The 19,613-nt window shown below is 70.2% G+C and carries 13 protein-coding genes and 1 pseudogene; 8 read left to right on the top strand and 6 right to left on the bottom strand.

The window, feature by feature from the left end:
• Positions 1 to 29: 29 nt before the first annotated feature.
• Complete coding sequence (locus AC1DO7_RS04805) at positions 30 to 1,643, bottom strand: rhodanese-like domain-containing protein (protein ID WP_477115844.1); 1,614 nt, start codon at positions 1,641 to 1,643, stop codon at positions 30 to 32.
• 139 nt (positions 1,644 to 1,782) lie between these two features.
• Entirely contained in the window at positions 1,783 to 2,367 is a 585-nt protein-coding gene (locus AC1DO7_RS04800) for a cysteine dioxygenase family protein (protein WP_441620312.1), read from the bottom strand.
• Positions 2,368 to 2,504: 137 nt separating this feature from the next.
• Here AC1DO7_RS04800 and AC1DO7_RS04795 point away from each other — a divergent pair, with 137 nt between their 5' ends.
• Positions 2,505 to 3,368 carry a LysR substrate-binding domain-containing protein gene (locus tag AC1DO7_RS04795; RefSeq protein ID WP_441620310.1) on the top strand — a complete coding sequence of 288 codons (864 nt, stop codon included), beginning with the start codon at positions 2,505 to 2,507 and terminating at the stop codon, positions 3,366 to 3,368.
• Between the two features lie 51 nt (positions 3,369 to 3,419).
• Here the strand turns inward: AC1DO7_RS04795 and AC1DO7_RS04790 are convergent, their stop codons facing one another.
• On the bottom strand, positions 3,420 to 4,976 hold the full coding sequence (locus AC1DO7_RS04790; protein ID WP_477115843.1) for a methyl-accepting chemotaxis protein: 1,557 nt from the start codon (positions 4,974 to 4,976) through the stop codon (positions 3,420 to 3,422).
• Positions 4,977 to 5,747: 771 nt separating this feature from the next.
• Here AC1DO7_RS04790 and AC1DO7_RS04785 point away from each other — a divergent pair.
• A pseudogene (locus AC1DO7_RS04785) lies at positions 5,748 to 6,296 on the top strand (transglycosylase domain-containing protein); the annotation flags it as partial.
• Between the two features lie 2,594 nt (positions 6,297 to 8,890).
• Here AC1DO7_RS04785 and AC1DO7_RS04780 read toward each other — a convergent pair.
• Entirely contained in the window at positions 8,891 to 10,018 is a 1,128-nt protein-coding gene (locus tag AC1DO7_RS04780; protein WP_441649946.1) for a DUF1275 domain-containing transporter, read from the bottom strand.
• 222 nt (positions 10,019 to 10,240) lie between these two features.
• Here AC1DO7_RS04780 and AC1DO7_RS04775 point away from each other — a divergent pair, with 222 nt between their 5' ends.
• Complete coding sequence (locus AC1DO7_RS04775; protein WP_441620301.1) at positions 10,241 to 11,608, top strand: M20/M25/M40 family metallo-hydrolase; 1,368 nt, start codon at positions 10,241 to 10,243, stop codon at positions 11,606 to 11,608.
• Positions 11,609 to 11,660: 52 nt separating this feature from the next.
• On the opposite strand, the gene AC1DO7_RS04770 is transcribed toward AC1DO7_RS04775, so the two are convergent.
• Positions 11,661 to 14,249: an EAL domain-containing protein gene (locus AC1DO7_RS04770; protein WP_441620299.1), complete on the bottom strand. Its 2,589-nt coding sequence runs from the start codon at positions 14,247 to 14,249 to the stop codon at positions 11,661 to 11,663.
• Between the two features lie 318 nt (positions 14,250 to 14,567).
• Between AC1DO7_RS04770 and AC1DO7_RS04765 the strand changes: the two genes are divergently transcribed.
• From AC1DO7_RS04765 to AC1DO7_RS04745, 5 genes are all read left to right on the top strand, one after another.
• Positions 14,568 to 15,407 (top strand): universal stress protein, encoded by an 840-nt coding sequence (locus AC1DO7_RS04765; protein WP_441620297.1) that lies wholly within the window; start codon positions 14,568 to 14,570, stop codon positions 15,405 to 15,407.
• A gap of 21 nt (positions 15,408 to 15,428) precedes the next feature.
• Positions 15,429 to 15,863: a YeeE/YedE family protein gene (locus AC1DO7_RS04760; protein WP_441620295.1), complete on the top strand. Its 435-nt coding sequence runs from the start codon at positions 15,429 to 15,431 to the stop codon at positions 15,861 to 15,863.
• A 1-nt stretch (position 15,864) separates the two neighbouring features.
• Complete coding sequence (locus AC1DO7_RS04755; protein ID WP_441620293.1) at positions 15,865 to 16,362, top strand: DUF6691 family protein; 498 nt, start codon at positions 15,865 to 15,867, stop codon at positions 16,360 to 16,362.
• Between the two features lie 13 nt (positions 16,363 to 16,375).
• Positions 16,376 to 17,296, top strand: a complete 921-nt coding sequence (locus AC1DO7_RS04750; RefSeq protein WP_441620344.1) for a cation diffusion facilitator family transporter — start codon at positions 16,376 to 16,378, stop codon at positions 17,294 to 17,296.
• Between the two features lie 154 nt (positions 17,297 to 17,450).
• The gene (locus tag AC1DO7_RS04745) at positions 17,451 to 18,878 is read left to right on the top strand and encodes an MFS transporter (protein ID WP_441620291.1); all 1,428 of its coding nucleotides are present in this window, start codon (positions 17,451 to 17,453) and stop codon (positions 18,876 to 18,878) included.
• 111 nt (positions 18,879 to 18,989) lie between these two features.
• Here the strand turns inward: AC1DO7_RS04745 and AC1DO7_RS04740 are convergent, their stop codons facing one another.
• Positions 18,990 to 19,547: a hypothetical protein gene (locus tag AC1DO7_RS04740; RefSeq protein ID WP_441620290.1), complete on the bottom strand. Its 558-nt coding sequence runs from the start codon at positions 19,545 to 19,547 to the stop codon at positions 18,990 to 18,992.
• Between the last annotated feature and the right edge of the window lie 66 nt (positions 19,548 to 19,613).

Below are 19,613 nucleotides of genomic sequence, written 5' to 3'. Positions count from 1 at the left end.
GGGGACGTCTGGGGCAGGGGAAGTGCGGGTCAGGCGAAGCGGAAGGTGGCCAGTTCCTGGGCGTCGAGCTGGCCGATAAGGTTGGTCTCCCAGGCCAGGTAGCGGCGGGCGGCCTCCTTGTTGCCGTCGTGGCGGTCGTGCACGAAGAACAGGAAATCGATGCAGCGCGCGTCCGGCAGGGTGTGTTCGCCGCCGTCGCTGGCGAGCGGCAGGCCGGCCGACTGCCAGGCCTGCGTGCCGCCGTCGAGCAGGCGCACGTCGCGGTAGCCCAGCGCCGCCAGCTCTGCCGCGGCCAGCGCGGCCACGCCGTCTTCGTCGCTGACCAGCGCCAGCGGCGTATCGCGCGGCACGCTGTCAAGGCCGCGCGCGAAGACCGGGCGGATCGACCAGCGGCTGCCAGGCACGTGGCCAGCCCGGTACGCCATGCTGGGGCGCACGTCGAGCGCCACAAGCCCCTGGCCGGCCAGCCCGGCGGCCAGCGTCCGGGCGTCGATGCGCGGCAGCGCGCAGGCAGGCGCCCGCGGGCCGGACGGCGCGGCCAGCTGTGCCGGGCGGGYGGCATCGAGCCCGCCTTCGAGCACGACTGCGTCATGGCCCATCTGGCGCAACCAGCTCGCCACCACGGTGGCCCGCACGCCATCGGCGTCAATCAGCACCAGCCGCGCGCGGCGCACGCCGACGTACTGGTCGGTGGCCTGGATCAGCTGGCCGCCGGGCGTGCTTTGCGCGCCGGGCACCGAGCCGGCGGCGAATTCCTCCGGCGTGCGCACATCGCACAGGAAGGTGGTGCGCGAGGCGTCGCGCAGCCAGGCAGCGGCTTCGGCGGCGCCGATGCGCGGCACGGCAAAGCGCGTGGCCATGGCTTGCGCGGCGTCGCGGGCATCGGCCAGCCCCGACGGCACGGCGTTGTCCGGGTAGCGCCGCGTGCCGCCATGCTCCAGCTTGAAATCGTTCAGGTACCAGCCCTGCGTTCCGTTCTCCAGCGCGAACACCGGGTTCGGCACGCCGAAGTTGATCAGCGTCTGCGCGCCGATGATGCTGCGGGTGCGCCCGGCGCAGTTGATCACGACGGGCGTGGCGGGGTCGGGCACGAGGTCGCGCAGGCGGTAGGCCAGTTCGCCGTTCGGGCAACAGATCGCGCCCGGAATATTCATCTTGCGGAATTCCGCCACGGGCCGTCCGTCGAGCACCACCGGCGGGCGCTCCCCGGCCTGCATGGCGGCCAGTTCCGCGGCCGATACGCGCGGCGTGCCGTAGTGATGCTCGGCCAGTTCGCCGAAGGTCTTGGAGGGCACGTTGACGCCGGCGAACAGCGCATGGCCGGCAGCCTGCCAGCCCGGCACGCCGCCCGCGAGCACGAATACCTGCGCATAGCCGAGGCCGGCCAGCGCCCGCGCGGCGCGCGCCGCCACGCCGTCGCCATCGTCGGCCAGCACGATGCGCGCAGCCGTATTCGGCGCCAGGCGGCCGATCTCGAGTTCCAGCCGGCTGTACGGCAGCGGCACCGCATGGAAGGGATGGCCTTCGCCATACTGGCCGTGCTCGCGGATATCGAACAGGGCGATTTCCCCTTCGCCGTGCAGCCAGGTCTTGAGCGTGGCGGGGTCGATGTGGCGGGGCAGGTCGTGAGCGTTGTCCGGCATGTGTGTTTGTCCAGGCAAGAAGGGGGCCTGACCTCCTGGCCGTGCTAAGGGCGGAAGGCAAGCGGTAATGCGTTCGAATGGGGATCCGGGGCGGCCCCGGAGGGTGCGGGGCTGGTGCGGTGCACCAGCCCGGTGCCGCTCAGCGCCGTGTCTTGACGCCCATGCTCATGACCTGGCAGCGCCCGGTCTCGAGGTCGAAGGACAGGCGCTCGGTCAGGGTTTCCAGCGCGCGGCCGTACATATGCAGGTGGCGGATCACGCTGTCGCCGCGGATCTCCACGGAGTGGATGTCGTCGGCCAGCAGCGCGATGCCGCCGCCGGGGCCGACTTCCACCGTGTGCGAGTGCGCGAGCGTGCCGACGCCCGGTTCGCTGCCGTCGTCGGTGCGCAGGTAGACGTCGTTGAACTCGGTGCCCACCACGCCGGCCACGCAGGCCCAGGTGGTGTGATTGTGCGGCGGGATGCGCTTGCCGGGCCGCATCACGTTCAGGTACAGCGCGAAGGTCTGGTCCGGGTCTTCGGCGATCAGGTAGCGGGCCTGGCGCTCGCCTTCCTCGGGCGGGGCGAACTCGCTCTCGGCCCACAACTGCGGGCGCGCCGCGAGCGCCTCGACCTGGCCCAGCACGGCCGCCAGCGAAGCGCGCGTAACGCCGCCGGCTACGATTTCCTTGATGGATCGGATGGTGTCCCCAACGGCTTCCTGGCGTTGTTGTACGATCGACATGTCTTTAGAATCCTTGCTGAATCTTGATGTTTCGGGGTTTGCGGGGCGCTGGCTATCGTTGCTGGGTTTCACTTTAATGAAGACAGCCGCCCGAAACCACTAAATCAGCCATGAAAACACTTAAGCAAGTCTAATGAATGCGTAATCTCGATCTGGACCTGCTGCGCACCCTGGTCGCCATTGCCGACCACGGCACCTTCGCCGCCGCCGCCGAGCGCCTGCACCGCACGCAGTCCGCCGTGACCCAGCAGATGCAGCGGCTCGAAGAACAGGTGGCGCTGGCGCTGTTCGAGCGGCAGGGGCGCGGCAAGCAGCTCACCCGGCACGGCAACAAGCTGGTGGAATATGCGCGGCAGCTGCTCGGCCTGAACGACGAAGCGCTGCGCGTGCTGCGCGAGGGCGACCTGACCGGCTCGCTGCGCATCGGCGCACCGCACGACGTGGCCGACACCATGCTGCCGCCGCTGCTGTCGCATATCGCGAAGGCGTCGCCGGCGCTGCGGCTGGAGATTCACGTGGGGCGCAGCCCCTTCCTGATGGAGTCGCTGCGGCGCGGCGAGATCGACCTGACGGTGTCCACGCGCGAAGACGCCAGCCTGGACGGCCTGGTGCTGCGCACTTCGCCCACCATCTGGGTATGCGCGGCGGATTTTGCCTACGAGCAAGGCAGCACCGTGCCGCTGATCCTGGCCGACGAGCCCAGCCTGTTCCGCAAGCTGGCGCTCGAGGCGCTCAAGGAGGCTGGCGTGCCGTGGCGCGCGGCATACCTGGCGCCCAGCCTGATCGGCATCAAGGCAGCGATCCGCGCGGGGCTGGGCATCACCGCCCGCAGCATCGATCTGCTCGGCGCGGACATGCGGGTGCTGGGCGACAAGGATGGCCTGCCGCGCCTGCCGGACGTGACGTATTACCTGTGGGCCCGGCCCAACGCGGCCAACCCGGTCGCGCGCCAGGTCTTCTCGATGCTCAAGACCACCTTGCAACGCGGGCTGGCGGGATGACGGACCCGGGGGCGGCGGCGTGGCGCCGGCGCCCCGGAGAACTGCCGCCGCTCAGGCCGCCGGCGCCAGCCGGAACGCGCCCACCGCCTCGGCCAGCTGCCGTGCCTGCGTCTCCAGCGAGCCGGCCGCGGCCGCGGCCTGTTCCACCAGCGCCGCGTTCTGCTGGGTGACGTCCTCCATCTGCGTCACCGCGCGGCTGACCTGGACGATGCCCGCGCTCTGCTCGAGCGAGGCCGCCGAGATGTCTTCCACGATCCTCGCCACGCGCTGCACGGCGTCCACGGTCTCGCTCATGGTCTGGCCGGCCTGGGCCACCAGCGCATTGCCGGCGGCGACCTTGCCGGCGGAATCGTCGATCAGGTTCTTGATCTCGCGCGCGGCTTGCGCGCTGCGTTGCGCCAGTGCGCGCACCTCGCCCGCCACCACGGCGAAGCCGCGGCCCGACTCGCCGGCGCGGGCGGCCTCCACGGCGGCGTTGAGCGCCAGGATATTGGTCTGGAAGGCGATGCCGTCGATCACGCCGATGATGTCGGCGATGCGCTGCGAACTGCTGCTGATATCGCCCATGGTCTGCACCACGCCGCGCACGTCGTCGCCGCCGCGCGTGGCCAGGCGGGCCGCTTCGGCGGCCAGCTCGCTGGCCTGGCGTGCGCTTTCGGTGTTGTTGCCGACGGTGGAGGTGAGCTGCTCCATGCTGGCGGCGGTCTGTTCGAGCGACGCGGACTGCTGTTCGGTGCGCGAGGAGAGGTCCGTATTGCCGGCGGCGATCTCGCGCGCGCCGATATTGACGGAGTCCGRGCTGGCGCGCACCTGGCTGACGGTGCGGGTGAGCGCCGCCTGCATGCGCGCCACGGCGCCCAGCACGCGGCCGACCTCGTTGCCGCTGGCGGCTTCGGCGCGCTGGGTCAGGTCGCCCTCGGCCACGCGGTCGAGATGCTCGGCGGCGGCGGCCAGCGGCGCCACCACGAAGGCGCGCAGGCCCAGGTGCACGGCCACGATCAAGGCCAGCGCGGCGGCGATGCCGACCGCCACCAGCTTGACCACCAGGCGGTAGCGCGCGCTGCTGGCCTCGGTTTCGTGCTGGGCGAGTTCGCTCGCCTGTTGCTGGAACCGTTCCACGCCGCCGGAGAAATCGGCGCCGGAGCTCGTGATCTCCTTGTCGTTGATCGCCGCATAGCCGGCAGGGTCGCCCGCGCGCAGCGCCGCGGCGGCGCGTTCGACCGCGCCGGCATGCCGCTGCGCGGCCTCGGCGAGCAGGCGGCGCTGGCCGTCGGCCTCGCCTTCCTGCGCGGGCTGCGCGGCGAAGCGCTGCATCTGCTGTGCCGAGCGGCCCAGCGATTTGGCGGCGGATTCCAGCGCGCTGGCATTCACGTCGCCGCCGCCTTCGCGCGCCGAGGCATAGGCGCGGGTCAGCGCGGAGCGGGCCCGCGTCATGTCCTTGTAGGCATCGTTGAGCAGCAGGGTGCTGGCCGAGAGCTGCTGCACGCGTCCGGTGGCCTGGTTGGCGGCGCCGAGGGCGAACACGCCGACCACCGCGCCGAACACGATCATCAATGCAAAGGTCACCAGAATCGCCAGCAAGGCTGTGCGTACGCTCAGGTTTTTCATGCTCGGGAACAGGCCGGGACAGGCCGGAAATTGGGATCCTTACGCTAACGGACGGCGCGGTCAGGACTTGATGGTCGCCGCGCGCGCGGGTGCCGGATTTTTGCGCCAGATCAAACCGGAGGCACCGTTGCCGGGGTGCGTCGGCGTTCACCCGCGCGGGCGCGGCGCGGCACTGGCCCCCGGCGGCGCCGCGTCGCGCCCGCGGGCGAAGGCGCCCGGTCCGGAGTCCGGTCCGGGCATTCGCCGGCGGTGGCTGCCGCCACGCGAGGCGCTTTCCGGCTTGTCCACGGCACGCCGCAGCTTCCGTGGTCAAGATGCAGCACGCGCACTTTGTGCGTTAGGCCCCATTGGACTAGGGTATACGCTGTGACGAGGGCGCCTGAATGGTGCCATCGTTGCCAGCAGGCGGCCAGCATGCCAGCATTGGCCGAAGCGCCGGGCATTCCCCGGTTTCCTCGCAAACGGACCTGAATCGTGCGACGACGTCTCTGGCCCAGGCTCGTGATACTGGCCCTGCTCGTGGGGGGCATCTACGTTTTGTGCGCGATCGTCGCGGAGGAACTTGCCACCTCGCGCCTGCAGGCACGCTACTTCAGCGGGCGCGTCAAGGGCGTGGCCTACGAAGAAGCGCCGGGGCCGAGCGAGCGCATCCGTTTCCCGGAAGACGGGCCCTATGACGTGCGTTTCGGCTATAGCCGCCTGCCGCAGTTCACCGAGCTGCTGGAAGCGCGCGGCTACAAGCGCGAGCGGCAGGCGCGCTGGTCCGACCGCATGCTGGAGCTGACCGATTCCGGGCTGTTTGCGCCGTACCGCGAGAAGACCTTCGCAGGGCTGGAGCTGCTCGACTGCAATGACGAGCCATTCAATGTCCGCAGCGTGCCGCGCCGCGCCTATGGCAGCTTCCATGACATTCCGGTGGTGCTGGTGAACGCCTTGCTCTATATCGAGAACCGCGACCTGCTCGATCCGGAGTTTCCCACTCGCAACCCCGCGCTGGACGTGCGCCGCTTTACGCGCGCCGCGATGGACCAGGGGCTGCGTTTCTTCAACGAGCGCCACGAGGCGCCCGGCGGCAGCACGCTGGCCACCCAGATCGAGAAATACCGTCATTCGCGCGCCGGGCGCACCGGCTCGCCGCGCGAGAAGCTCAAGCAGATGGCGAGCGCGTCCATGCGGGCCTATCTCGACGGCCCGGACACCATCGGCGCGCGCCAGCGCATCCTGCTGGATTACCTGAACACCGTGCCGCTGTCGGCGCGCCCCGGCCTCGGGGAGGTCAACGGGCTGGGCGACGGGCTGTGGGCCTGGTACGGGCAGGATTTCGACGAGACCAACCGGCTGCTGGCCGGCGCCGCCGGCGCGGGGCCGGGACCGGACAGCGGGCAGGCCGCCGGCGAGCAGGGCGAGAAGCAGGCCCGCGTGTTCAAGGAAGCGCTTTCGCTGATCATCGCGCAGCGCGGCCCGTCGCATTTCCTGCGGCGCGATACCGCCACGCTGTCCACGCTGACCGACAGCTATATCCGGCTGCTCTCGGCCGCCGGCGCCATCCCGCCCTGGCTGCGCGACGCCTCGCTGGCCCAGCCGCTGAAGCTGGCCGCCGGCGCGCAGGATCGCCCGGAGATCTCCTTTGTGTCGCGCAAGGCCATCAGCGGCGTGCGCACGGACCTGCTGCGCTACCTCAACCTGGACAGCAGCTACGAGCTGGACCGGCTCGACCTGACCGCGCACAGCACCATCAACACCACCTTGCAGGGCGTGGTGACCGATGCCCTGCTGAAGGCCGGCACGCGCGACGGCGCGCGCGCCACCGGGCTATACGGGCACAACCTCCTGCGCGAGGGCGACGACCCCGGCCGCCTGGCGATCAGTTTCACCCTGTACGAGCGCATCGGTGGCGCCAACCTGCTGCGCGTACAGGCCGACAACCTCGACCTGCCATTCGACCTCAACCGCGGCGCGCGGCTGAACCTGGGCTCGACCGCCAAGCTGCGCACCCTGGTGGCCTACCTGGAGATCATCTCGGAGCTGCACGAGAAGTTCTCCTCGATAACGCCCGAGCAACTCAAGGAGGTCAAGCCGGCCAAGCTCGACGCGCTCAGCCTGTGGGTGCAGAACTTCATGCTCACCGCGCCGGACAAGAGCCTGCGCGCCATACTGGATGCCGCCATGCTGCGCAAGTATTCCGGCGGCGCGGGCGAAGCCTTCTTCACCGGCGGCGGGCTGCAAACCTTCACCAATTTCGAGCGCTGGGAAAACCTGAAGATCATGCCGGTGCGCGAAGCCTTCGAGCATTCGGTCAACCTGGTCTTTGTCCGCCTGATGCGCGACATCGTGCGCTACGAGACCTACCGGCTGCATCCCGATGCCGACGAATGGCTCAACAACCCGGCCGCGCCGCAGCGCCGTGGCTACCTGGTGCGCTTTGCCGACAAGGAAGGCAGCGACTACCTGCGCGCCTTCTACGGCAAGTACCGCGGCAAGACCTGGCCGGAGCGGGTCCGGCGCGCGCTGGAGAACCGGCGCTTCAGCCAGGTCGGGCTGGCGGTCACGCTGCGCAGCATCGAGCCGGACGCCGACCTCGAGCAGTTCAGCAAGACCATGCGGGCCACGCTGCCGAAGATCGCGGGCGCGCCGCTGACCGACGAAGTCTTGGCCAAGATGTACAACAAGTACGGCCCGCGCAGCTTCAACCTGAACGATCGCGGCTACCTGGCGCGCGTGCATCCGCTCGAGCTATGGCTGCTGGACTACCTGCGCGAGCGCCCCGATGCCAGCCTGGATGAGGTCCTGCGCGACAGCACCGAGCAGCGCCAGGAGGTTTACGCCTGGCTGTTCAAGACCCGCAATCCGGGCGGCCAGACCCGGCGCATCCGCGGGCAGCTCGAGCGCCAGGCCTTCGCCGAGATCGCGCGCCGCTGGCAGCGGCTGGGCTATCCGTTCAGCGCCATCACGCCGTCCTATGCCTCGGCCATCGGCGCCGCCGGCGACCGCCCGGCGGCCCTGGCCGAGTTGGTCGGCATCATCCAGAACAACGGCGTGCGCCAGCAGGCCACCGCGCTGCGCAACCTGGACTTTGCGCAAGGCACGCCGTATGCCACCGATTTCGGACTGGGCATGGAGGGCAAGCGGCTGCTGAGCGAGGAACTGTCCACGGTGGTGCGCGCGGCGCTGGTGGGCGTGGTGCAGTCGGGCACGGCGGGGTCGCTGCGGACCGCGCTGGGCAGCAGCGGCATCGTGGCCGGCGGCAAGACCGGTACCGGCGACCACCGCTACGAGGTCTACGGGCCGGGCGGCAGGCTGATCTCGTCGCGCGTGGTCAGCCGCTCGGCCACCTTCGTGTTTTTCCTTGGCGAGCGCTACTTCGGCAATGTCACCGCCTACGTGCAGGAACCCTATGCGGCACGCTACAACTTCACGAGTGCCTTGTCGGTGGCGCTGCTGAGATCGCTGGCGCCGACCATCCTGCCGCTGGTGCGCGACGGTGGCGTGCGCTCGCCGCTGGCCTGCAAGCACTGRGCGGGGGAGCGGGGGCTGCCGCCTGCGCTGCCCTGTGTTGCCCTGTGTTGTCTGTGCCGCCCGTGCCGCCCGTGTTGCCTGAGCGACCTAGTCCCAGCAATGGCGCAGGGCGCAGTAGCGGTCTTCGGAGCTGCGCGCCTCGCGCTCGTACTCGGCGATGACCTGCAGGGTGGCGCGCTGGAGCAGGGATCCGGTGGTCAGCAGGGCCGCGAGATCGCGCAGGCCCTGCAGGCCGATCACGGTGGGGATATTGGCTTCTTGCTGCATGATGCGTTGCTGGCTCTGGATAGGCGGTTTGTGCCRCTCGATGATTCGAGTGTAGTGAGCCGGGGGCAGGGCAAATGCAAGGGAATGTGTCCGCGCGAACCCTTTGTGGCGCAAGGATTCGAAGCGCCACTTCAGATCCAGCCAAAGTGGCGGGCAAGCAGCCCCGCAGCCAGCAAGGTAGTGCAAATCCACAACACCACGATCACCACCGCCGCGGCCCGGCTGCGGGGGCGTTGCTGTGCAGCAACGGCTGCCGCGCGGTATTCGTGCATCAGCTCGGGCGGGATCATCCGTACGGCCAGCAGCACGCCGAGCGGGACCAGCACCACGTCATCCAGGTAGCCCAGCACGGGGATGAAATCCGGGATCAGGTCGATCGGGGACAGCGCGTAGCCCGCCACCAGCAGGGCCATTGCCTTCGCATACCAGGGCGTGCGCGCGTCGCGCGCGGCCAGCCACAGGGCATGCACATCGCGCAGCGCATCGCGGGCCCAGCCGCGCCAGCACGCGCCCAGGCGCAGCAGGTGGCCGCGCACGTCGTCGGCCACCGGCACCACGGCCAGCGCCAGCAGCAGCGCCGCCAGCCAGAGCGTGGCACTGAAGCCCAGATGCTTGAATCCCAGCGCCCCGGTCACGCCGCCGATGAAGAACAGCGCCACCAGCGTGGCCAGCGTGCGCAGCCTGGCGCGGTTGGCCAGCACCGGCGGCCGGCCGGCGCCGGCCGCGTTCCAGTAGAACAGCTTGCCGAGTTCGATGCCGATATCCGTGACCATGCCGGTGATGTGGGTGGTGCGGATCTCGGCATTGGAGACCTTGGTGATCATGGCGTTCTGCAGGCCCATGATGAAACACAGCAACATCACCGTGGCCGTGCCGAGGATCCATTTGTGGGTCCCGAGGTTGCCGCCGAGCAAGCCGAAGCACAACAGCAGCACGGCCTCCAGCAGCAGGGGCAGGGCATATTCGCTGTGGAGGTCTTCGCGCCGCGCCCAGTTGATCAGGATGGCCGAGGTCGCGGCGCCCGCCACGAACGACAGCAGCGCGCCAAGCCCTTCCAGGATCAGCGCCACCTGGCCGAGCGCGAGGTGGTCGGCCATGGCGGAGACGATGCCGCTCATATGCGAGGTGTACTGCTGGACCGCCAGGAAGCCGCCCGCGTTGGTGGCGCCGGCGACGAAGCTGAGGTAGCAGGCGAGCTGCCGGTTGGCCTGCGGGCTGCGCCGGCGTCCGGCAAGGCTGCGCAGGTAAGGGATCGGCATGATGGCGGGTTCCGTGGGCGGCCGTGGGGCCGTGGGCGTTTGCCTCAGATGGTAATCCACCCCGGGCCTTGCGCCGGCATGCCCGATACGCCACGCCGGAGGCCATCCGCTGGCAGAATGGCGGTTCGCCCGCACGCGGCGGCGCCTCGCCTGGCCCGCGTCGTGCGCGCGCGCCCCCATCTCAGCCCATCGACCCAACGTCACCGGAGCCATTGCCACAACATGCAAGCACGCCCCCAACCCGATGCCATCGCGTCCCGCCCGTTCTCGCTGACCCTCGCGGCGCTGGTGCTGGCCGCCACGCCGGCCTTCGCGCAGACCATTCCGGTGCCGGCGGTGTCGCCCGCGGTGGACCGCGCCTACGCCAGCCTGGAAGCCGATCCATTGTTCAAGAAGGTCCTGGCCGATGTGAAGGCGGACGATGCGCGCTCGCTGGGCGACCTCAAGGCCCTGACCGAGATCCCCGCGCCGCCTTTCAAGGAGCGCGCCCGCGCCGAATATTTCCTGGGCCGCCTCAAGGCGCTGGGGCTGGCCGACGCCCATCTCGACGCCGAAGGCAACGCCATCGGGACCCGCAAGGGCAGCGGCAACGGCCCCGTGCTGCTGATCTCCGCCCACCTCGACACCGTGTTCCCCGAGGGCACCGACGTCACCGTCAAGCCGCGCGGCGGCCGCCTGTACGCGCCCGGCATCTCGGACGACACGCGCGGCCTGACCGTGCTGCTGTCGTGGCTGAAGGTGCTCAACGACAACAATGTCCGCACCGTCGGCGACCTGGTCTTCGTGGGCAATGTGGGCGAGGAAGAGCTGGGCAACCTGCGTGGCATGAAGGCGGTGTTCCGCGATCATCCGGAGATCGACGGCATGGTCGGGATGGAGCCGGGCGAGGGCGACCGCGTGCTGGCGCTGGGCACCGGCAGCCACCGTTACGAAGTGACCTTCCGCGGCCCCGGTGGCCACAGCTTCGGCGCGTTCGGCCTGCCCAGCGCCATCCATGCGATGGGCCGCGCGATCGCCAAGGTGAGCGACGTACGTCCGCCCGAGGATCCCAAGACCACCTTCACCGTGGGCACCGTAGGCGGCGGCACGTCGGTCAACGCGATTGCCGGCGATGCGCGCATGGCCGTGGATATCCGCTCCAACGCCACGCCGTCGCTGCTCGAGACGGAAAAGCAGATCATGGCGGCGATCGATGCCGGCGTGGCCGAGGAAAACCGGCGCTGGCACCCGGCCCACGCCGGCAGCCAGATCACCTACCAGGTGCGCCAGATCGGTGACCGCCCGGCCGGCCGCACGCCGCCCGACGCGGTGATCGTGCAGGCCGCGGTGCGCGCCATCGACGGCTACGGCAAGGGCAAGCCCAGCCTGCGCGGCGGCAGCACCGACGCCAACGTGCCGATGGCGCTCGGCATTCCGGCCATCATCATCGGCAGCGGCGGCAAGACCGGCGGTTTCCACGCGCGCGACGAATGGTATGACCCGGCCAACGCCTGGGAAGGCGCCCAGGTCGGGCTCACCACCGTGCTTGGCCTGGTGGGCGTGCAGGGCGTGAGCCAGCCGCTGCTGGAAAAGCGCCCGGCGGCGAAGTAGGCCCCGCGCGCGCAGGCCCCGGCCCTCGGGCCGCCGCCGCCGGGTGCGGCGCCTATCGCAGCGAATGGCCGGGCGGTGGCGCGGGGCGCTCCAGCGGCCGCGGCGTGTTGATCCATTGCGCTACCGCGCCGGCGTCCAGCGGACGCGAGAACAGGTAGCCCTGGCCCATGTGGCAGCCCTGCGCGAGCAGGAACTGGCGCTGGGCCTCGTTCTCCACGCCTTCGGCGACCACCGCGAGCTTCAGGCTGTCGCCAATGCGGATCACGGCGCTGGCCAGCTCGCGCGCGGCGGCGTCGCTCTCCAGGTCGATCACGAAGCTCTTGTCGAGCTTGAGCTGGTGCACCGGTAGCTGGCGCAGGTAGCCCAGGCTCGAGTAGCCGGTGCCGAAGTCGTCCATCGACAGGCGCACGCCCTGCGCGTGGATGGCGGCCACGGTGGCGGCGATGCCGGCATCGTCTTCCATCAGCAGGCCTTCGGTCATCTCCAGCACCAGCGCTTGGGCGGGCAGGCCGTGCCGCGACAGCGTCTCGGCGACATGGCCGGCCAGCGCCGGGTCGCGGAAGCTGGCCGGGGAGATATTCACGGAGATGGTCGGCACCGGGATGCCGTCGCGGCGCCAGGCGGCCATCTGCGCGCAGGCGCGCTCGAGCACCCAGCGGTCCAGCGTGCCGATCAGGCCGCTGTCTTCGGCCAGCGGCACGAAGCGGTCGGGCGGGACCTTGCCGAAATGCGGGTGGTGCCATCGCACCAGCACTTCGAGCCCATACAGCCGGCCGTCGCTGAGGAATACCTGTGGCTGGAAATTCAGGTGCAGCTCGTTGCCCAGCAGCGCTTCGCGCAGGGCCGACTCCAGGGCCAGGCGCTCCTGCGCGGCCCAGTTCATCTCGATGCTGAAAAAGCGGAACAGATTGCGCCCGGCTGCCTTGGCGTCGTACATGGCCATCTCGGCGCAATGCAGCAGGTAGTCCAGCGTGTCGCCGTCCGACGGGAACAGGCTGATGCCGATGCTGGCCGAGGGGGCGATGCTGGCATGGTCGATGCGCAGCGGCAGGCGCAGCGCGGCCAGCAGGCGCTGGCCCGTGGCGATGGTCTTGGTGCGGTCGGATTCCGGCAGCACCAGGGCAAATTCGTCGCCCGACAGGCGCGCCACCAGCGCGCTCTCGCCGGCATGGGCGGTCAGGCGCTTGGCCACCTCGCGCAGCATCTTGTCGCCGCCGCTGTGGCCGAGCGAGTCGTTGATGTACTTGAAGCGGTCCAGGTCGACGAACAGCACGCTGAGCGCCGCGCCAGCCTGGCGCGTGGCCAGCAGCAGCTTGCCGGCCTGGCGCTGCAGCAGGCTGCGGTTGGGCAGGCCGGTGAGGGAGTCGTACTGGTCAAGCTGCTGGATCCGTTCGGCGGCGTCGTCGCGCTCGAAAGCCAGCTTGCACAGCGAAGCGCACACCTCCACCACCTGCTGGTGGAAGGCGTCGGGCGCGCGCACGCTGCGGAAATAGAAGGCCAGGGTAGCAAGCACGCGGCCGTCGCCGGCCTTGATCGGGTACGACCAGCAGGCCGCCAGGCCGAGCGGCAAGGCCAGGTGGCGATAATCCACCCAGCGCGGATCGGTGGAGATATCGCTGGCCACCACCGCCTCGCCCAGCCAGGCGGCGGTGCCGCAGGAGCCCACCTGCGGGCCGATGCGCAGCCCGTCGAGCACGGCCGCATACTCGGGCGGCAGTGCCGGCGCCGCCAGCGGGCGCAGGCGCCGTTCGCTATCCACGCGCAGCACCGTGGCGATCACCGAAGGCGCCACGCGCTGCACCTCCTGGCAGATCAGCTCCAGCACGGCCGGCAGGGGCTGTTCCATCACCATGGCGTGCAGCACCTTGCGCTGGAGCAGCTCGTAGGTCTTTTTCTGCGTGATGTCGGACAGGATGACGATGCCGTGGTGGTGCTGGCCCGCGGTGCTGACCAGATGCCGCACGGTGGCCGATACCCACAGCGGGCTGCCGCAGCTCGCGTAGATCAGGGCCTCGTGGCGTTCCACGCCCGGCGTGGGACGGTTGGCCTGCAGGCGCTGCATGGCGGCCATATTGGTGAATTCGCCGGCCAGGACCTCGCAGGGCATCCTGCCTACCATGTCGTGCGGCGCGTAGCCGAGCATGCGCGTCAGGCCGGCGTTGACATAGACGATGCGCCAGTCGGCATCCACCACCAGGACCGCGCTGTCGATCTCGTCGGCGATCACGGACAGCACCGGATGGTCTTCGCGGCGTGCGCCGGCGCCGCCGGCCACCTTGACCAGCAGCGTGCGCAGGGTGACATCGCCCAGCGTGGTGCTCGATTCCGCGACGAAGCCAAAGCGCACCTGGCCATCCGCGCGCAGGATCTGCACCGCCGGCAGGGGCTCGCCGTGCTCGCCGGCCGGCCCCGGGTGCGCGCCGGGCGCGGCGCCGGCGGGCAGCCGCTGCACCACCGTCGCGGCATCCATGCCAACGACCTGCTTGCGGCTCGCGCCATAGAGCGCTTCCGCCGCAGCGTTGAGGAAGAGCACATGGTTGTCTGCGTTCAGGACGAAGACAGCGTCGGTGGCCTGCTCGAGCGAGTTGCGGAACAGCTGATGTGGGTCGGCTATGCTGAGCGCTTTGTCTCTGTCTGACATGAGTGAGTATGCGTCGCTAACGACCGATAATGCCTGCCCGCCCCGGCTTGGCCTCGCGGGACAATGACTCGGCTCTGGGACAGCTATCGGCATCCGGGGCTGGAACCTGAAGTTATTTTTTCGGCGCTGGCCCGGCCCGGCCCGGCACGGTGCGGGCCGGTCTGGGCCGGCAGGTGGCGAATGGCCTGCCACGCGGCGCCTGGCCTTGGCATAATTGCGGCGAGTCCCGGCAGTGCACGCCGCGTTGCCCCTGGCCGCGGCGCGTTTCGCAGCCGTCAACCGTCAACCGCCAACCGTCTTCCGCCCGGAGCCACCGACATGATGGAATACAAGAGCCTGCTGGTCGAACTTGGCCCGGACCCCGGCTGCGCCGATCGCGTGCGGCTGGCGGCCGGGCTGGCGCAGCGCAGCGCGGCGCATGTGACCGGCCTGACCGCGACCGGCATGCGGCTCGAGCCGTTCCGCGGCGCCGGCGATGATGCTGGCCGCTATGCCGAGCTGGCGAGGCGCCAGTTGCTGGCGCAGGGTGCCGCCGCCGGTGCCGACTTCCACCGCGTCATGCAGGAGACGGCGCCCGCGGTGAGCTGCGCCCACCGCGTCGTCGAGGAAGACACGGGCTGGGCGCTGGCCAGGGAAGGCCGGCTGGCCGACCTGATCGTGCTGGCCCGGCTGGCGGGCCCGGAAGCGCTGCCCGTGCTGGTGGCGCAGACCGCCGAATACGTGATGCTGGAAGCGGGCAGGCCGGTGCTGCTGGTGCCGCCCGGCGTGCGCAGCCTGTCCTGCGGGCACATCGCGATCGCCTGGGATGGTGGCCGGGAAGCGGCCCGCGCGGTGGCCGACGCCATGCCGCTGCTGCGCGAGGCCGCGCGCGTGACCGTGGTATCGGCCACTGGCGCGGACGCCGGCGTGCTCCAGCCGCCCGCCACCGCCGAAGCATTGTGCGCGCACCTGGCGCGGCACGGCATCGCCGCCTCGGTGCATGCCGTGAGCGGCAGCCAGCGGCCCGGGCCGCTGTTGCTGGAGGCGGTGGGCACCCTGCAGGCCGACCTGCTGGTCGCAGGCGGCTACGGCCACGCGCGGCTGCGCGAGCTGGTCACCGGCGGCACGACGCGCACGCTGATGCGGCAGGCCGACATCCCCGTATTCATGTCGCACTGACTGGACCACCAAGGGCTCACCATGACTATCGACTGGGCGCATTTCACGCCGCTGCCCGCGCTGGCCGGCGGCTTGCTGATCGGGCTGGCCGCGGCCCTCCTTGTCCTGTGCAACGGACGCATCGCCGGCATCAGCGGCATCGTGGGCGGGCTGCTGCGCCCCGCGCGGCGGGAGGTGGCGTGGCGGCTGGCTTTCGTGGCGGGCCTGCTCGGCGCGCCCCTGGCCTGGCGCTTGTTCGCGGCCCTGCCCGGGATCCACGTCGAGGCGGGCACCGGGGTGCTGGTCGTGGCCGGCCTGCTGGTCGGCGTGGGCACCCGCTACGGCGCGGGCTGCACCAGCGGGCATGGCGTGTGCGGACTGTCCCGGCTGTCGCCGCGTTCACTGGTGGCCACGCTGGCGTTCATGGCGGCCGGCTTCGCCACTGTCTATGGCGTTCGCCACCTGTGGGGCGGCTGAGATGACAGTACGTGCTTCCCCATTCCCTCTGGTTCGCCGTGTCGCGCCCTTGCTGTCTGCGCTGCTGGCCGGCCTGGTGTTCGGCTTCGGGCTGATCCTGGCCGGCATGGCGAATCCGGCCAAGGTGCTTGGCTTTCTCGATCTGGCGGGGGCCTGGGATCCCTCGCTGGCACTGGTGATGGGCGGCGCCGTCGCGGTCGGCCTGGCGGCGTTCGCGCTGGCGCGGCGGCGCAGCGCGTCATGGCTTGGGCTGCCCATGCAGCTGCCCGCCACGCGCCAGATCGACCGGCGCCTGCTCGCCGGCAGCCTGCTGTTCGGCATCGGCTGGGGACTGGCGGGCATCTGCCCGGGCCCGGCGCTGGTGCTGCTGGGCTCCGGCGTGTGGCAGGGCATGGTTTTCGTGCTGGCCATGCTGGCGGGCATGGTCTTGTTCGAATGGCTGGAACGGCTCGGGCGGACCCGCGCGCCGGGGACGCAGGCAAACCGCGGCACGCACTGAAGACATGGAACGCATGAAGGCCGAAGCCCACGCAATCAACGAGAAAGACGCCCCCGACACGCCCGCCAAGTCGGCGGCGGCGCGCCGCAGCACCTGGGTCAGCGTCGGGGTGAATATCCTGCTGTCCTGCACCCAGATGGTGGCCGGGCTGGTCGCTGGCTCGCAGGCGCTGATCGCCGACGCCGTGCATTCCTTGTCGGACCTGGTCTCGGACTTCGTGGTGCTGTTCGCCAGCCACCATAGCCGCAAGGGCGCGGATGCCGATCACCAGTATGGCCACCAGCGTTTCGAAACGGCCGCCTCGCTGGCCATCGGCGTGCTGTTGCTGGCCGTGGGCGTCGGCATGCTGTGGACGGCGGTGCAGAAGCTCGAGCATCCCGAATTGCTGCAGGCGGTCAAGGGCATTGCCCTGTGGGTGGCGCTGGGCGCGCTGGTGGCCAAGGAACTGCTGTTCCGCTACATGCTGGCGGTGGCGCAGCGCGTGCGCTCGGGCATGCTGGTGGCCAATGCCTGGCACGCGCGCTCGGACGCGGCGTCTTCGCTGGTGGTGGCGCTGGGGGTCGGCGGCAATATGCTGGGCATGCACATGCTGGATCCGATCGCGGCGCTGGTGGTCGGCCTGATGGTGAGCAAGATGGGCTGGCGCTTCTCGTGGTCGGCGCTGCATGACCTGATGGACGGCGCCGTCGACGCGCAGACCGTGGAAGCCATCCGCCAGGCCATGGCCGCCACCCCCGGCGTGCAAGGCCTGCACGATCTGCGCACGCGCAAGATGGGCGACTTCATCCTGGCCGACGTGCATCTGGAGATCGACGGCGCGATCACGGTGGAGGCGGGCCACCGCATCGCGGTGGAAGCGCGCCGGCGCGCCATGCAGGTGACCGACGTGCTGGACGTGATGACGCACGTGGATCCGGTGCGCCCGCGGGGCTGAGCGCGCGGCAGGGCGGGGTGCCCGGGGCGCAACGGCAAATGGCGATGCCCGGTATGATGGCGCTTTTGCCCCGGCGCGCCGGCCCCGGTGCGCTTCCCGAGACTGCCAATCCTCCGCCCCGGACGGCATCGCGCCGCTCCACGCACGCCCGTCAATGGAAACCACGCAAAGCCAGTCCTCGATGAGATTCCTGCCGTATCTCGTCGCCGCTACCTTTTTCATGGAGTACCTGGACACCACCGTGCTGGCCACGGCCTTGCCACAGATGGCACACTCGTTCGGGGTCGGGCCGAACGACCTCAGCCTGGGCATGACTTCCTACATGCTGGCGCTGGCGGTGTTTATCCCGGTCAGCGGCTGGGTGGCCGACCGCTTTGGCTCCAGGACCGTGTTCGGCGCCGCGATCGTGGTGTTCACGGTGGCGTCGGTGCTGTGCGGCGCGTCCAGCGGGCTCGCCGAATTCACCGCGGCGCGCGTGCTGCAGGGCATCGGCGGGGCGATGATGGTACCGGTGGGGCGCCTGATCGTGGTGCGCAATACGGACAAGCGCCACCTTATCAAGGCCATCTCCACCATCACCTGGCCGGCCATCGTGGCGCCGGTGGTGGGGCCGCCCATCGGTGGCTTCATCACGACCTACGCGTCCTGGCGCTGGATCTTCCTGCTCAATGTGCCGTTCGGCATCGCGGCGCTGGTCGCCACGCTGATGATGATCCGCAACGTGCGCGAGACCGAGCCCAGGCCGCTCGATGTGGTCGGTTTCCTGCTCAGCGGCGCCACGCTGACCTTCGTCCTGTACGGCACCGAGCTGGCCAGCCAGCAAGGCTCCAGCCTGGCGACGGCAGGCGGCTTCGTGGCCGCGGGGCTGGTGCTGGGCGTGCTGGCCGTGCGCCACGCGGCGGGCCACCCGCATCCGCTGCTCGACTTCACCACGCTGCGCGTGCCGACGTTCTCGGTCACGGTGCTCACCGGTTCGGTCACGCGGGTGGGCATCGGCGCGGTGCCGTACCTGATGCCGCTGCTGTTCCAGATCGGCTTCGGGCTGTCGGCGTTCCGCTCGGGCCTGCTGCTGCTGGCCAGTGCGCTGGGCAACCTCGGCATGAAGGCGCTGACCACGCGCGTGCTGCACCGCTACGGTTTCCGCACCACGGCGATCGTGGACGTGGCTTTCGCCAGCCTGTTTATCGTCGCGTGCGGCCTGCTCACCCCCGCAACGCCGCTGGCCGTGGTCCTGCTGGTGGTGTTCGTCTACGGCGTGACGCGCTCGATGCAGTTTTCCACACTCGCCACGCTGGCCTATGCCGATATCCCGCAGCCGCAGATGAGCAGCGCCAACACGCTGTGGAACGCCGCCCAGCAGATGACGATCGGCCTGGGCATCGCGTTCGGCTCGCTGTCGCTGCGCGTGGCGGCGTCGATGCGCGGGGAGAGCGGCCAGGCCGATATGCCGCATTTCACCCTCGGCGATTTCCGCTGGGCCTTCCTGTTCGCGGGGGTCCTGACGCTGGTGTCGTTGATCGGCTATGTCCGCCTTGCGCCGGACGCGGGGCGTCACCTGGCGAGCCGGGGCAAGACGGCCTGAATGGCTTGAATGGCTTGAATGGCCCGGGCGCCGCTGCGGCAGTTCCGCGTCCGCGGCCGGAATCTCCTGCGCCATCGCCAGCGTGCTCGTCGGCTGGTGCCGCGGCCGTGCTCAATGCAGATCGTGTGCCGCGCCCCTGCGGGCCGCGACGCCCGGCACGCCCGGCGATGCGGCCGGCGCGGCGGCATCGCCGTGGCGCGCCGCCAGTTCATGCTCATGCAGGCTGGCGTCCTGCCACTGCTTGCCGTCCCAGGCCTGGAAATGCAGGTCGGCCAGCGGGATGGCGGACATCGTTCCCAGCCAGTCGGTCGGGTTCGCGCCGGCGCGCAGCCCCTTGGTCACCATGACCATGGCTTCGGGCACATCGATGCCTGCCACGCGGGTGATGGCCGGCCACGGCAGCAGGCGGGTGTCGTTGCGCGGCAGGCCGAAGCGGAACAGGGGAGCCTGCGCGCGCAGGCCGGCCTGCGGGCGGTGGCGGAACATGTCGCGGCGCTTCCATTCGGTCTTGGCCGCGGACGGATCCCATTGTTGCCGGCGCGAGAACCACAGCACCTTGGCGGCGCCGGCGGACACCGGCAAGGCGGTCGGGATCAGCCCTTGGGACTGGGCGATCGTCGGTAGATGGCTCCCCGTGGTGTAGTGCCAGGCGAGATTGGTGGCGTTCATGACGGACTCCTGCTGTACGCCCCATACACTGAGCCCGAAAGCTTGTCATGACAAGCAGGCGAAACG

The organism is Cupriavidus sp. 05N40 (assembly GCF_056397305.1).
The sequence above is the reverse complement of the archived record's forward strand: the minus strand, read 5'-3'. Positions and strand labels throughout refer to the sequence as shown.